12 protein-coding genes and 2 pseudogenes are annotated in these 14,482 nt (G+C 61.4%); 7 read left to right on the top strand and 7 right to left on the bottom strand.

The window, feature by feature from the left end; translation table 11 throughout:
* Nucleotides 1–9 precede the first annotated feature (9 nt).
* Both AQ610_RS18860 and dhaL (AQ610_RS18855) read left to right on the top strand, forming a co-directional pair.
* A pseudogene (locus tag AQ610_RS18860) lies at nucleotides 10–808 on the top strand (dihydroxyacetone kinase subunit DhaK).
* Nucleotides 805–1,488 (top strand): dihydroxyacetone kinase subunit DhaL, encoded by a 684-nt coding sequence (gene dhaL, locus AQ610_RS18855; RefSeq protein ID WP_009917190.1) that lies wholly within the window; start codon nucleotides 805–807, stop codon nucleotides 1,486–1,488. Before AQ610_RS18860 ends, dhaL (AQ610_RS18855) begins: the two are co-directional and overlap by 4 nt.
* Nucleotides 1,489–1,886: 398 nt before the next feature.
* Here the strand turns inward: dhaL (AQ610_RS18855) and AQ610_RS18850 are convergent, their stop codons facing one another.
* Nucleotides 1,887–2,366 (bottom strand): RES family NAD+ phosphorylase, encoded by a 480-nt coding sequence (locus tag AQ610_RS18850; protein ID WP_043283237.1) that lies wholly within the window; start codon nucleotides 2,364–2,366, stop codon nucleotides 1,887–1,889.
* A gap of 1 nt (nucleotide 2,367) precedes the next feature.
* Between AQ610_RS18850 and AQ610_RS34110 the strand changes: the two are divergent.
* Nucleotides 2,368–2,580: pseudogene (locus AQ610_RS34110) on the top strand (integrase core domain-containing protein); the annotation flags it as partial.
* Here AQ610_RS34110 and zwf read toward each other — a convergent pair.
* The 6 genes from zwf to AQ610_RS18820 all read right to left on the bottom strand — a co-directional run bounded on the left by zwf (nucleotide 2,532) and on the right by AQ610_RS18820 (nucleotide 10,177).
* Nucleotides 2,532–3,989, bottom strand: coding sequence for a glucose-6-phosphate dehydrogenase (gene zwf, locus AQ610_RS18845; RefSeq protein WP_043283240.1), 1,458 nt, complete (start codon nucleotides 3,987–3,989; stop codon nucleotides 2,532–2,534). The pseudogene AQ610_RS34110 and the gene zwf sit on opposite strands and share 49 nt — an antisense overlap.
* Nucleotides 3,990–4,063: 74 nt before the next feature.
* A complete protein-coding gene (fba, locus tag AQ610_RS18840) occupies nucleotides 4,064–5,104 on the bottom strand; it encodes a class II fructose-bisphosphate aldolase (RefSeq protein ID WP_009917194.1) in 1,041 nt (346 codons plus the stop codon).
* Nucleotides 5,105–5,253: 149 nt separating this feature from the next.
* On the bottom strand, nucleotides 5,254–7,290 hold the full coding sequence (gene tkt / locus AQ610_RS18835; RefSeq protein ID WP_006029159.1) for a transketolase: 2,037 nt from the start codon (nucleotides 7,288–7,290) through the stop codon (nucleotides 5,254–5,256).
* Between the two features lie 120 nt (nucleotides 7,291–7,410).
* Complete coding sequence (gene dhaL, locus AQ610_RS18830; RefSeq protein WP_009917196.1) at nucleotides 7,411–8,061, bottom strand: dihydroxyacetone kinase subunit DhaL; 651 nt, start codon at nucleotides 8,059–8,061, stop codon at nucleotides 7,411–7,413.
* Nucleotides 8,061–9,065, bottom strand: a complete 1,005-nt coding sequence (locus AQ610_RS18825) for a dihydroxyacetone kinase subunit DhaK (RefSeq protein ID WP_006029161.1) — start codon at nucleotides 9,063–9,065, stop codon at nucleotides 8,061–8,063. Before AQ610_RS18825 ends, dhaL (AQ610_RS18830) begins: the two co-directional genes overlap by 1 nt.
* Nucleotides 9,066–9,109: 44 nt before the next feature.
* Nucleotides 9,110–10,177, bottom strand: coding sequence for an alcohol dehydrogenase catalytic domain-containing protein (locus AQ610_RS18820; RefSeq protein ID WP_006029162.1), 1,068 nt, complete (start codon nucleotides 10,175–10,177; stop codon nucleotides 9,110–9,112).
* 546 nt (nucleotides 10,178–10,723) lie between these two features.
* Here AQ610_RS18820 and rpiB point away from each other — a divergent pair.
* The 4 genes from rpiB to AQ610_RS18800 all read left to right on the top strand — a co-directional run bounded on the left by rpiB (nucleotide 10,724) and on the right by AQ610_RS18800 (nucleotide 14,466).
* Nucleotides 10,724–11,200 (top strand): ribose 5-phosphate isomerase B, encoded by a 477-nt coding sequence (gene rpiB / locus AQ610_RS18815; RefSeq protein WP_006029163.1) that lies wholly within the window; start codon nucleotides 10,724–10,726, stop codon nucleotides 11,198–11,200.
* Between the two features lie 11 nt (nucleotides 11,201–11,211).
* Complete coding sequence (locus tag AQ610_RS18810; protein ID WP_009917199.1) at nucleotides 11,212–12,231, top strand: sugar-binding transcriptional regulator; 1,020 nt, start codon at nucleotides 11,212–11,214, stop codon at nucleotides 12,229–12,231.
* Nucleotides 12,232–12,316: 85 nt separating this feature from the next.
* Nucleotides 12,317–12,928: a DUF2291 family protein gene (locus AQ610_RS18805; protein ID WP_006029165.1), complete on the top strand. Its 612-nt coding sequence runs from the start codon at nucleotides 12,317–12,319 to the stop codon at nucleotides 12,926–12,928.
* Nucleotides 12,925–14,466 (top strand): sugar ABC transporter ATP-binding protein, encoded by a 1,542-nt coding sequence (locus tag AQ610_RS18800; RefSeq protein ID WP_006029166.1) that lies wholly within the window; start codon nucleotides 12,925–12,927, stop codon nucleotides 14,464–14,466. Before AQ610_RS18805 ends, AQ610_RS18800 begins: the two co-directional genes overlap by 4 nt.
* Nucleotides 14,467–14,482: the final 16 nt, after the last annotated feature.

Genomic DNA, 14,482 nt, shown 5'->3' with positions numbered 1-14,482 from the left:
GATCAGACGATGCACGGCACGAGGACGCAGAAACTCATCAACGCCGGCGACGCCGCCGTCGACGAGATGCTGGAAGGCATCATGGCCGCCCACGGCGATCTGTTGACGCGCAACGACAGCGCGCCGCGCGCGATCATCGCGCGCAACGGGCCGCGCGCCGGCAAGGTGGCGCTCGTCATCGGCGGCGGATCGGGCCATGAGCCGACGTTTCTGGGCTTCGTCGGCAAGGGGCTAGCCGATGCGGCGGTGATCGGCAACGTCTTCGCGTCGCCGCCGCCGCAACCGGTCGTGGATGCCGCGCTCGCCACGCATGGCGGCGCAGGCGTGCTGTTCATGTACGGCATGCCAATGCGCGCACCTACACGATGGGGGTGGCGCTCGCGCCGTGCTCGCTGCCACAAACGCGTCGTCCAACTTCGAAATCGCGCCTGGTGAAATGGAAATCGGCATGGGCATTCACGGCGAGCCGGGAATGCGTCGCGAGGCGCTGCGCACGGCCGGCGACATCACCGACGAAATCATGGACGCAATCCTCGCCGAGATGAGCGCCGCAAAAGGCGATCGCGTAGCCGTACTCGTGAACTCGCTCGGTTCCACGCCGCTCATGGAGCTATACATCCTCAACCGCCGCGTTGCGCAGCGGCTGAAGGAAGCGGGACTCGTGGTGCATCGTACGCTGGTCGGACCGCTTTGCACGTCGCTCGAAATGGCGGGTGCGTCGATCACCGTGATGCACCTAGACGACGAACTTCGGCGCCTCATCGATCACCCGTGCGAATGCGCGATGTTTCAGCAAAGGATCGCATGACGCCCGCGCTGACGACCGCCGATATGGCACGCCTCTTCCGCGAACTCGCGGACGCCATTGCAAAGGCGCGCGACGAACTTTGCCGGCTCGATGGCGTGATCGGTGACGCGGACCACGGTATCGCGATGGAGCAGGGCTTTACCGCAGCCTCGAAAGCGATCGGGGCGCTGTCGGCGGAAGCCACGCTCGCGGATCAGTTGAACGCGGCGGCCAAGGCTTTTCTGAACGCGGTTGGCGCTTCGTCGGGACCGCTTTATGCCACGGCGTTCATGTGCGCGGCCAAGGTTGCCGGGGCGCGCCAGGCGTTGCCGCTGAACGAGGCGCCGGGCCTGATCATTGCAATGGCCGAAGGCATCCGCTCGCGTGGCCGGGCCGAAGTCGGCGAAAAGACCATGGTCGATGCCTGGGTGCCCGCTGCGGCGGCGATCGAGCACGGCGTGGCGGCGGGCTTGCCGGTGCGCGAGATCATGACACGCGCGGGCGACGCGGCAACGGCAGGCGCCGGGTCCACGATCGCGATGGTCGCGACCAGGGGGCGGTCTTCGCGTCTCGGTGAACGCAGCATCGGACACATGGATCCGGGTGCAGCATCGGCTGCGATGGTGGTCAATGTGAACGTCGAGCGCGCATTGCGGCCGAGCAATCAGTCGCCGTACTCAACGCGCAGAAGGTGGATTTGAGTGCGCGGCTTGAAGATGCGCGGATGCGCATCGAACGCGCCGAGGCTGAGGTCGAGCGCGCGAGAACGGAGGCGAGGGCGGCTGGCGAGCAGGCAGCGCAATTACGCGGTCAAACTGGGCGCCGACCAGCCAAGCGCGTCAAAGCGAAACTGCCCTGATGATTGGAATAGGGCCCCCGTGACAAGGATGGGGGCCGGGTATCGCTCGCCAAGGCGGACGAAATGGTCAAGGATAAGCAAGTCCGTTGTCGGCCGCTTGCGCGTGAGCCCGTGTCGTCGCGAAAATCAGCTCCCCCAGCGAACGTCGTCAATTGTGCGGCATGCGGCAGTCCGATCGGAGGGGGCGGCCGAACTGTCTGGAATGAGCATCGGATCGCGATTCACACTCCTTCCGATGGATCATCCCCTGGCCGAGGCCGCGAAAAGCCGCGGGTCCATCGCAAACAATGCTTTGTCGACGACCTGGACTTGCGCCATGTCCGGATGCATCGGATTCAGCAGCAGGTTGAAGTCCGTCGGACAGACCACGGAAGGCACGCGCATCGCGAGGTGGTCGCCCGCCTCGAGCCATTGGCGGCCGATCTCGGCCGTCGAATCGGGTGTGCGTGTCAGTTCGGCCCAGTCATCCGGCAGCGCCGGCGCGAGCGCTGCCTCATAGGCAGCGTCCGGGACCTCCAGCGTCACCAGAAAATAGCCGCCCTTGGGCAACAACCCGGCCATATGGACGAGCGCTTCCAGCACGGCGGTCGACGCGTGACAGCACGTGTAGAGCGCGCGCATGCCACGCGGATTCCACCGCCCACCAACGAGCGCCGCACCATTGCCGCTTAGGTCGTCGGCCCGGTAGTGCCCGGGCTTCTCTTTGGCCAGCCGGTACACCCTCTGTCACCACACCGATCGCGGGTCGCAATATTGTGCGTTGGCCTATCAAGCGCTCGTGAGCCAGTTCGACATGCGGGCGTCGATGAGCCGCCGCGGCAATTGCTACGACAACGCCCCGATCGAATCCTTCTGGGGAACGTTGAAGAACGAACTGGTCTATCATCAACGCTTCGCCACGCGCGAGCAGGCGCGGCGCTCGATCAGCGAATACAGCGCGGATGCCGGGCCCGCGCTGCCCGCCGCATAGGGCTCTGGACGATCTTGCGTTTGCCAGGCCTGAATGATCGGATCGACCCATTGCCACGCGGCATCGAGCTCATCCCCTCGCATGAAGAGCGTCAGCCTCCCTCGGATCACATCGAGCACGAGGCGCTCATAAGCGTCACGGCGCCGTGCCCCAAATGCTGAGGAAAATTCGAGATTCAAACTGACGGGCCGAATCCTCATCTCATCCCCCGGTGTTTTTGTCATCAAGTCGAGCTTGAGGCTCTCATCCGGCTGCAATCGGATCACGAGTCGATTGTTCCCAGGCGCGGCGACCGGCGAGCCGAACACGGAGTGCGGCACGTCGCGAAAATTCACCACCACTTCCGCGACACGGGACTCCAGGCGCTTTCCGGTGTACAGATAGAACGGCACGCCAGCCCAACGCCAGTTGTTCAGCTCCGCCTTCAGCGCGACGAACGTTTCGGTGCGGCTGCCCGCCTCGATGTTCGACTCGTCCAGGTAGCCGGCCACCGCCGTGCCGTACATCTCACCGGCGGTGTATTGCCCCCGCACGGTTTGTCGTGCGACGTCATCCGGCGTCAGCGGCTTGAGTGCACGCAAGACCTTGAGCTTCTCGTCGCGCACCGCGTCCGCGTCGAGACTCAGTGGCGGCTCCATCGCCAGGATGCACAGAAGCTGAAGCAGGTGATTCTGCACCATGTCCCGCATCGCGCCGTTGCGCTCGTAGAAGGCACCGCGCGTCTCGACGCCGACCTGTTCGGCGATCGCGATTCGCACGTCGCGAATGCCGTCGCGATTCCACAGCGGTTCGAATATTCCGTTGCCGAATCGCAATGCGAACAGGTTTTGAACCGCCTCCTTGCCAAGGTAGTGATCGATCCGGTAGATCTGGCATTCATTGAAAACCGCGCCAACCTCGCGATTGATTCGTTGCGCGGACTGCAAATCGTGCCCCAGCGGCTTCTCGAGCACGACCCGCGACGCGGCTGTCACCAGGCCGGCCCGCTGCAATTCTCTGCAGATCGGCACGAACAGATCGGAAGGCGTCGCCAGATAGAAGATGCTGGCCGGCTTCGCCAGTCCCCTCACGGCCTTCGCCAGACGATCGTAATCGTCGGGCGTCAATGCGTTCACCTGAATGAAATCGAGTCGCGACGAGAACGTCGTCCAATTCGGATCGTCCAAATCGGCGTCGGGGGGGGCAAAGAGGCGCAATGCCTCCTTTACTCTCGTCACGTACGCGTGACGCTCGAGCCTTTCTCGCCCGATTGCGATGATCCGCATCTCGTCCGGAAGTGCGCTTTCCCTATGATTGCGATACAAGGCGGGCAGCAGCTTGCGCATGGCAAGATCCCCGGTTCCGCCAAAGATCACCAACACCTGTGTCTTCATTGCAGTTGTCCCATCAGCGCCACGGTCAGCTCACGAGCCACTGACGGCCCCGCGCCCCGATATCTGGTTGGGTATCAGTAGCCATATTGCTTGACCAGCACTTGTAACGCAAGCGGCTTGATTCTCGAGGCCTGCCCGGCACTGCCGAACGCTTCGAAGCGGGAACGGCACAAATCGCGCGCTGCGACGAGCGCGTCGGCGAGGAATCGCCGAACGTCGAACTCGGCAGACTTCAGCGCGAGCGTGCGGCGTATCGCGCCCGTCATCGCAAGGCGAATGTCCGTGTCGATATTGATCTTCCGCACGCCGTGGCGGATGCCTTCGCCAATCTCTTCGACAGGCACGCCATACGTCTCGCGAATGTCGCCACCGAATTCCCGAATCGTCTGCAGCCATTCCTGCGGCACCGAACTCGACCCGTGCATCACCAGATGCGTGTTGGGCACCCGACGATGGATATCCTTGATCCGGTCGATCGCGAGGATGTCGCCGGTTGGCACGCGCGAAAACTTGTAAGCACCGTGCGATGTGCCGATCGCGATCGCCAATGCGTCGACGCCGGTTTGCGCCACGAAGTCGGCAGCCTGTTCCGGATCGGTCAGCAGCGCATCGCGCTCCAGAAAGCCCTCGGCGCCCGATCCGTCCTCCCCACCGGCCATACCGGACTCGAGCGAGCCGAGGCACCCCAGTTCGCCTTCGACCGAGACGCCGACCGAATGCGCCATTTCAACCACGGTGCGTGTCACCTCGATGTTGTAGGCGTAGGTGGCGACGGTTTTCATATCGGACATCAGCGAGCCGTCCATCATCACGCTGCTGAAGCCGCTGCGGATTGCCGCCTGGCAGACGGCCGGCGACGCTCCATGATCCTGGTTCATCACTACCGGAATGTCCGGATAGGCTTCTATCGCCGCTTCGACGAGATGCCGAAGGAAAGCCTCGCCGGCGTATTTGCGCGCCCCCGAAGACGCCTGCATGATGACCGGGCTAGCGCAGGCCGATGCCGCCTGCATGATGGCCTGGACTTGTTCGAGGTTGTTGACGTTGAACGCGGGCACGCCATAACCGTATTCAGCAGCATGATCGAGCAGCTGCCGAAGGGAGATTAGCGCCATCTTGATTCCATAAATGTTTGTTTGGCTCAGCGCGACGCCTTCCGCACTCACCTTGGAGAGCTGCAGGTATCGATGCAGCCTGCGGCTTACGCTGAATTTACGCTTATGCAGCTCGGAAAAGCGTTTGCGGCACCGTGCACGAGCACGGCTCAATCAACCACTTCCCCCACCGCCTCCACCACGCGGCGCGCCACTTCGACGATGGCCGGCACTGTGATGCCGAACTCCTCGTACAGCACTTCGGCAGACGCTGATTCGCCGAAATGCGAGAGCCCCACTACCGCGCCGCTCAAGCCGACGTATTTCCGCCAATAGTCGCCGGCCGCCGCCTCGACCGCGATTCGCCGAACCCGAGGTGGCAGGGTGGTATGGCGGTATGCCGCTGGTTGGGCATCGAACATGGTATTCGACGGCATCGATACGACACGCGCGTTGATTCTATTCTGCTTAAGTTCGGCCTGAGCCTTCAATGCAAGTTCGACCTCCGACCCTGTCGCAATCAGCACGACGTCCGGCGCGCCGCCCGTGGCTTCGGACAGGATGTATCCGCCTCGCCGAATATCTGAGCGTGCCTGCTCTGTACGGGCAAGCGGCGTCAGGTTCTGCCGGGAAAGCAGCAGCGCGGTGGGCGCATGAGTCGACTCGAGTGCCGCGGCCCATGCAAACGCCGTTTCGGTCGCGTCCGCTGGCCGCCAGACATTCATCCCCGGGATCATTCGTAACATCGCCGCCTGTTCGATCGGCTGATGCGTCGGCCCATCCTCGCCGAGTCCAATCGAATCGTGGGTGAAGACATAGATGCATTGCAGATTCATCAGTGCTGCCATGCGAAGTGCATTTTTTGCGTAATCGGAAAAGACGAGGAACGTCCCGCCGTACGGCACGAAACCGCCGTGGAGGGCAACGCCGTTCATGATCGCCGTCATGCCGAATTCCCGCACCCCGTAGTGAATATAGTTCGCGGTGGCATCCCGATGCGCAGGTGTTGCCGCCCGCGAAGCAGGGACCTTCGTCAAATTCGACGGCGACAGATCGGCCGATCCACCCAGCAGTTCCGGCAGTTGCGCAACCAAGTGTTCGAGACACTTCTGCGACGCCTTTCGGGTCGCCATTTTCTGCTCGAACCATTCACTCTTTGCCAAGAGATCAGCGATCGCCGTGGCCGAACGTTCTCCGCCAGGGGCGTGCATGCGCGTTTCGAATCGATCGGCCTTCTCGGGATGGTGCGTTCGGTAAGCCTCGAAAAGCCTGTGCCAGGCGAGATTGTTTTCGCGGCCCGTGGGACGTGCGTCCCACGCTTGACGGAACGCATTCGGAATCTCGAACGGCGCAAACGGCCAGTTGAGATTTTCCCGCGTCGCCTGGATTTCCGCCGTACCCAATGGGGTGCCGTGCACCTCGTGGGTGCCCTCCCGATTCGGCGACCCACGCCCGATCGCCGTTTTGCAACAGATGAGGGTCGGCCGCTCCCGCTCGGCGCGTGCGGCATCGATCGCGCGTTCGATCTCGATCGGATCGTGGCCGTCGACGTTCTCCACCACATGCCAGCCGTAGGCGCGAAAGCGCGCTGGCGTTTCGTCGGTGAACCAGTCGTCGACGCGCCCGTCGATCGATATTCCGTTGTCGTCGTAGAACGCGATTAGCTTCCCGAGCCCCCAGGCCCCAGCGAGCGAACACGCCTCATGGGACACGCCTTCCATTAGGCATCCATCGCCGAGGAACGCGTAAGTATAGTGATCGACGATATCGAAGCCCGGCTCGTTGAACTCGTTCGCCAGCAACCGTTCCGCCAGCGCCATGCCGACGGCATTCGCGATCCCCTGGCCAAGAGGCCCCGTGGTCGTTTCGACGCCCGGCGTCAGGCCTCGCTCCGGATGTCCGGGCGTCATCGATTTCCATTGGCGGAAATGCTTCAGTTCTTCGATCGGCAGCGTGTACCCCGTCAGATGAAGCAGAGCGTAAAGCAGCATCGAGCCGTGACCATTCGACAGCACGAACCGATCCCGATTCACCCATCCTGGGGCAGCCGGATCATGCTTCAGATACTTTCGCCACAGGACCTCGGCAATGTCAGCCATCCCCATCGGCATTCCAGGATGCCCGGAATTCGCGGCCTGTACCGCGTCAATGGCAAGAAAGCGAATCGCGTTCGCAAGTTCCGCTCGAGTCGGTTCGGCGTAAGACATGATGGATAGTTTCGATATCTGAATGATGAGCCCGGATCTTCAACGACGACCTCGGCCTAGGTGAAGATCGGGAAATGAGTTCTGCTGCGTACTCGCCGGATCAGCGGCCGTCAGCGCGGACTACCCCAGCAGCCGGGTGATCGATTCGCCCATGCTGCGCAGAATGAGAAAACACGAGCAGGCGCCGGCATCGAGCACCCCGATCGAACGATCGCCAAGCCGGCTGGCGCGGCCGATGCGGGCCCGCAATTCACGGGTCGAGTTCATGCCGGCCTCTGCGGCTGCGGTCATCGCGGCCAGGCATGCCCGGAAGGTCTTCCCCTGGTCCAGCGCGGCCTGATAGGCACTGCGTGCCGGTACGAGCGTATCGATCAGCGTCTTGTCGCCGACTTTCGCGTCGCCGATCTCATGCACGGCCGCGATGCCGGCATCGAGCGCGCGATAGAACGCCTCCTTGTCGAGATCGGTGCGCTTCGCCAGCGTGTCGCTGATACCGAGGAAGAATGTGCCGTACAGCGGTCCCATCGAGCCGCCTATCCCTTCCATCAGCGAATCGGACAGGTCGCTCAACGCTACCGGCAGCGACGGCACCGCGCCACGGGCGGCGATGCGTTCGCCGCACTGCGTGAACCCTTTGCTCATGTTGATGCCGTGATCGCCATCACCGATGGCGCCGTCGACCTCGCTCAGGTATTGACGGTTGGCGTTGATGGTCTCGATGAGATCGACCACGATCCCGCCAGCGTCCGCCAACTCGACGGAATCAGTCATCATGCGTCTCCTACTTTCAATCCGATGCTGTTACAGGGGTAAGCGAGGCATGCTCGCAGTTCGTCGTCGAGCTTCGTCAGCGTCAACGTCACACCCATCATCTCGAGCGACGTGAACAGATTGCCGACAAACGAGAATTCGATTCCGATACCGGCTTCGCGCAGGTAGTCGGCAACCTCACCGTAAAGGATGTACTGCTCCATGAGCGGCGTCGCGCCCAGGCCGGACAGCAGCACTGACACCTTGTCTCCACGCGAGAAGGGCAGGTCAGGCAGCAGCTTGTCCAGCATCAGCTTCGCCATATCTTTTGCCGGGACCGTCTTCTGCACGAGAATCCCCGGCTCGCCGTGATGGCCGATGCCGACCTCCATCTCACCGTCGTTGATCGTGAAATTCGCCTTGCCGACCGCCGGAATCGTGCAGGCCGACAGACCGATACCGATTGAACGCGTCGCATCGACCGCCTTGCGGGCACTGGAGATCACGTCGTCGAGCGACGCGCCCTGTGCGGCGCGTGCACCGCCGACTTTCCACATCACGATCTCGCCGGCGACGCCGCGCCGCTTGTCGAGTTCGTCCGGCGGTGCGGAAGCGGCGTCGTCGTTCGCCACGACGGTCCGCACGCGAATGCCTTCACGCTCCGCCATCTTGATCGCCATTTTCACGTTCATGTTGTCGCCGGCGTAGTTGCCATAGAGACACGCGACGCCGGCGCCGCTGTTGGCAGCCTTGAACGCATCGAAGAACGACTTGGCGGTCGGCGAAGAAAAAATCTCGCCGATGGCGACCGCATCCACGAGGTTGGGCCCGACATATCCGAGGAATGCCGGTTCGTGCCCAGACCCGCCCCCGGTGACGATGCCCACGCGCCTATCCTGGTGCGCACCGACGTGCGACACGACACGCGGATTGCCGGGTGCCGCGTGCAGTTCCGGATGTGCCGCAAGAATGCCGCGCAGCATGTCTTCGACTACGAGATCCGGGTTATTGATGACGCGATTCATTCCATTCCTTTATGTACGATACGCGTTTGCCTCGCCGCGTTGACTCAGGGGATCAGCAGTACCTTGATGGAATCGAGGGAGTTGGCAAGCTGCAGCGCTTCGTCCCAATCAGACAATTTGAATGTGTGGGTAACAATGCCTGTCGACGTAATGAGTCCTCGTGCGAGCAGATCGATCGCGACGGGGTAACAGTCGCCGCTCAGGTGCGCGCCTCGCAGGTCGAGTTCCTTTTCCTCGCCAATGATCGACCAGTCGACCGTCGTGTCGCGACCAAAGACGCTGAATTCGACGAAGCGGCCCATCTTGCGAATGATCTGCAGGCCCTGCGTCACGCCGGCTGGCACGCCCGTCGTCTCTATATAGACGTCGCAGCCATAGCCGCCCGTGTGCTGGCGAACGATCGCGTCGACATTGTCCTTCTTCGGATTGAGGACGATGTCCGCGCCGTACTGCTTCGCAAGTGCGAGACGCTCGTCCACCATATCGATGGCAATGAGCTTCTTCGGCGTCCTCAGTTGCGCGGCTTGAATCATCAACAGGCCTAACGTGCCGGCGCCCGCGATCACGACAACATCCTCGAAGCCGATATCCGCACGGTTGACGGCATGAATGGAGCACGACAGCGGTTCGATGACCGCGGCGTCCTCCAGTGATACGCGATCGTCGATCTTGTGAATGACTGCGCGGGCCGACAGGCGCATGTATTCGGCCATGCCGCCGTCAGCCACCTCGCGCTGGAAGCCGTAGACATCGTGAACCTCGCACATCCAGCGGTGGCCGCCCTTGCAATAGCGGCATTTTCCGCACGGGACGATCTGCTCGGCGATCACCCGGTCGCCAATGGCGACGTTGTGATGCTCGGCCGCGCCTTCGCCCAGTTCCACGACATATCCCCAGAATTCGTGACCCGCGACAACGGGGGCCTTGATATACGGGGCTTTCGCCTTGCTTTCGTCGCCCCAGAATCGCGCGGCGCCGTCCCAACCTTTGCAATCGCCCGCGCAGATGCCGCACGACGCGATCTTTATGATCACCTCGTTCGGCCCGGCGGTAGGCCTTTTCACCTTTTCGAGCCGATAGTCTTGCGGCGCGTGGCAGACGACCGCCAGCATGGATTCACTTGTGCTGTTCATGACAATTCCACCAATAATAATAAGTAGAGCCGTTCAGTTCGGACCAGCTAACAATTCACCGCGCTTTGTGGATCACTGCGTCAGTCACGCTCTCACGTCGTGATGCGTGAAATGGACACCTGCCGCATTGCCATCATCCGGCTCCTCAATTGAGCCTTTGATGCAGTGATCCCTACGCTTCCTCGAGCGCTGTTCCGCCTGCGCTGCACGGGCGGGCATTTCGAAGAACGCCGTCTACCGTGCATGACATTTGCTCAAGCGTGTTCATCCGTTCATGTGAAATGCATGTTAGGTAGGTGTGGCCTGGGTGTCAATCGGCGCTGATTTATGGTTAACCCGCATCGGCGCAAACGCAGAGAGCCCTGAACCTAGGCATGAAGTTGGTCCAGAACGTGTCTGAGGGCAATCCCGTATGCCGCAGCCGATGCCTTGACACCTCAAATCTTTGGGCGGAGAATTTGTTCAATAGTGAGCGCTTGTGCAAACTCGCGATCGAACTTATGTGACTAGTTGATGAGGCAAGCTATGAAGCTGGCAATCGGCTGCGATGAAGCCGCGTTCGAACTGAAGGAAATCATCAAGCAGCATCTCTTGAAGCTGGGAGTCGACGTTACGGACTTCGGCACTTACGAAGCTGAACCTGTCCACTACCCGAATATTGCGTTCGCGGTTGCAGAGAAGGTTGCCGCAGGCGAATACGAGCGGGCGGTTCTGCTATGCGGCACGGGGATCGGTATGGCGATTGCCGCCAATAAAGTCCGCAGTATTCGGGCGGCGCAGTGCCACGACACTTATTCTGCGGACCGCGCAAGCAAGAGCAATGATGCGCAAATCATTACGATCGGTGCTCGCGTTGTCGGTCCGGAACTCGCCAAGGCAATCGTCGACAAGTGGCTCGGGGCTCACTTCGACGGTGGGCGCTCCATTCCGAAGGTGAATCTCATCAGGGAATATGAGGATAACCACCAGGAGAACCGCAACAATCCGAACGCTTGCGTTTGAGCGCCTAGTGGATGGAGGGTAAAACCGTGACTACCGACGAACTGACTCGTCTTGCGACGCTTTACTATGTAGACGGACTTACCCAGGAGGATTTGTCGAAGCAGTTTTCGCTGTCCCGCGCCAAGATTGGACGCCTTTTGAAACGCGCTCAGGACGAGGGTATTGTCGAAATTCGCGTTCGTCACCACCCTCGCGACACGCGCGACCTGGAACGCGATCTGATCCAGCGCTTCAACATCAAAAAGGCGATCATTTCCGTCAACCACAAGGATCAGGACAAGCAGCGCGAGTTGCTCGCCGGTCTCGTCGCGAGCCATCTCGACCGGATCCTGGCCAACAACACGATCGTCGCCGTGGGGATGGGCCGAAACATCAATGCCATTGCGGAACATGCGATCTCGTCGACGCAGCGTTCGGCCACCTTCGTCTGTGCGATCGGGGGGTTCTACCGAGGCGGCGAGACGATGAATCCTGACCATATCAGCCGGCAACTCGCGATTCGCTTCGGCGGCGCCAGCGAAACGCTCTATGCCCCGGCGTTGGTGCGCGGCTTGCAGGTCAGGGAGGAGCTGCTCAACAACGATGCGGTCAAGTCGACGCTCGACAAGGCTCGCCGGGCTCATGTTGCATTGGTCGGGATCGGCAACATCAATGAAGACAGCAATATGGTCCGCGCCGGCTGGTTCGCGTCGGATGAGATCGCCGAACTGCGGCACCTCGGTGCAGTCGGCGACGTGATGGGTTACCACTTCATCGGCATTGGCGGTCGCCCGGTTGTCACGCCAGTGCAGGATCGCGTCATTGGCCTGAGTCTCGATGAACTGAGGCAAATTCCGAACGTCATTGCGGTAGCCAGCGAGAATACGAAAACCACCGCAGTCTTGGGCGCGTTGCGGACCGGCGCTATCAATACGCTCGCCACGACGGAAGCGATCGCGCAATCCATTGTGAGCCTCGAAGACGCCACGCGCGGCCAGTCGAACGCGACGTCGACCGAGGACATCGCAGCGCAGTTCGGCACAGCCACTTAGCATTTCTGTGGCTCATAAATAAAGTACAGGAGACATTCCCATGAGCACAATCGTCCCAGCGAGGAATCATCGCTCCCGTCACGGTATGCGCGCGGGCATCGCCGCGGCGCTGTTGCTGTGTTTGACCGCGGGGATGGCCTTGAGCACCAAGGTCGTGAAGATTGGGTCAGCAGCCGATAAGCAAACTGCGGCTTTCGATTCCGACGCGTTCGGCGCGGCGCAGTTTCCAAAAACACAGGCGGCAATCGAGGCCCGCGCTATTAGCGCCGACATCCTGGCCGCGGCAATTGCAAAGGACCAGGACGCCGCCGGCAAGCAGTACGGCGTGGCCGGTGGCGGCATCGGCCCCGAAATGTCGGTCAAGTTCACCGGCGTTGCGGGTAACGAGGATTCCGGTATCTATTTCGTCAAGGTGCCGGGCGTGCCCGACTCGGTCAGCATCCGCGTGCAGACCGGCCCGGCAATCAACGGCACTGATCTGCGCGATGCCACGGGCACAATCAGTTTTGGGCAATTCACCAACCAGATCGATTATCAGAATGCTGGATACGCGATCAACGGGGAGATGAAAAAAGCGGTCTTGTCGAAAATCGATACCAGCAAGCTGGCGGGCAAGACCATCTCGGTCGTCGGCGCCTTCCAACTGATCAATCCGAACGGCTGGCTCGTGACCCCGGTCAAGCTGGAAGTGAAATGACGACCGCGCCCCGAACCCAAGCCGCGGCCGGCAATGTACTGCTTTCGGCGCGCGACATCGTCAAATCGTATGGCGGCGTGCATGCCCTGAATGGCGTCAACTTTGACATCCATCGCGGCAAGGTCACGACCTTGTTCGGCGAAAACGGTGCCGGCAAATCGACATTGATGAAGATTCTGGCGGGGGTGGAGGCGCCGACGTCGGGAACTATCGAAGTCGATGGGGAGCGTGTGACGTTTTCATCCTCGAACGAGGCACGCGAACACGGCATCTCGATCATTCATCAGGAGTTGAGCCTCGCGCCCAATCTCAATGTGCGCGACAACATCTTCATGGGCCGCGAACTGCACACGTCGACCGGCGTCGACTTTGCTGAAGAGGCGAGGCAGGCGCGGGCGCTGATGGCCGAACTCGAGGAGGATATCGACCCGATGACGCTGGTCCATGACTTGCGCCTCGGCCAGCAGCAGGTCGTCGAAATCGCCCGCGCGCTCTCCGTTCGATCGCGCATCCTCATCATGGATGAGCCGACTTCGGCGTTGAGCGCCTCCGAGGTCGAGGTGCTGTTCAAGGTGATCCGCGATCTGACGAGTCGTGGCGTATCGATTGTCTATATCTCGCATCATCTTGAAGAGGCACTGCAAATCACTGACTACGCCGTGGTTTTGCGCGACGGCAGAATCACCGCCACGGCCGAAGCCAATGACATCGACCTCGCATGGATCGTGCGCAACATGGTCGGAGCGAACTTCGACCTCGGCGCACCGCCGACAGGCTACGCGTTCGGCGACGTAGCGCTGGCTATCAAGGAGGTCAGCGTCGCCGACGACTCTGAATCCGACGTTCCCGTGGTCGATGAATTGTCGCTCGACGTGCGCGCAGGCGAGATCGTATGCATCTACGGGCTGATGGGCGCAGGGCGCACGGAACTGCTTGAGGCCATCGCCGGGCGCGTTCCGACGATCGGTGGAAAGGTCCTTCTGGAAGGCGACGATATTGCGTCCCTGAGCATCGCCGAGCGTATCGCGAAGGGCCTCGTGCTGGTGCCGGAGGATCGCCAGCGTGATGGGCTGGTGCAGACCATGAGCGTTGGCGCCAACTTGTCGCTGGCGAGCATCGGCACCTTCGTCAAGGGATTCCTGCTGTCCTTCACAGGGGAGCGCGCACTCGTCGATCAGTCGATCCGAAATGTTCGCGTCAAGACGGCAGGCCCTGACGCACCGATCGGATCTTTGTCCGGCGGCAACCAGCAAAAAGTCGTAATCGGCAAAATGCTCGCCACGCGCCCGAAAGTCATTCTGCTCGACGAACCCAGCCGAGGCATCGACATTGGTGCCAAGGCCGAGGTCTTTCGCTTGCTCAGCGAGAGCGCCACGCAAGGATTGGTTGTGGTGTTTTCCACCTCGGAAGTCAGTGAATGTCTGAGCATCGCGCACCGGATTGTCGTGATGCGCAGGGGCAAGATATCCGCAGAGTTCGGCCCCGATGTCACCAAAGACCAGATCATGGCCGCCTCAGGCGAAGCCGTGGCGATCTGATCGTCGAAATGAATGG

Source organism: Burkholderia humptydooensis, from assembly GCF_001513745.1.
GTDB classification, from domain to species: domain Bacteria; phylum Pseudomonadota; class Gammaproteobacteria; order Burkholderiales; family Burkholderiaceae; genus Burkholderia; species Burkholderia humptydooensis.
Note: the sequence above shows the minus strand (reverse complement) of the source record. Positions and strands in the feature narration are given on the sequence as shown.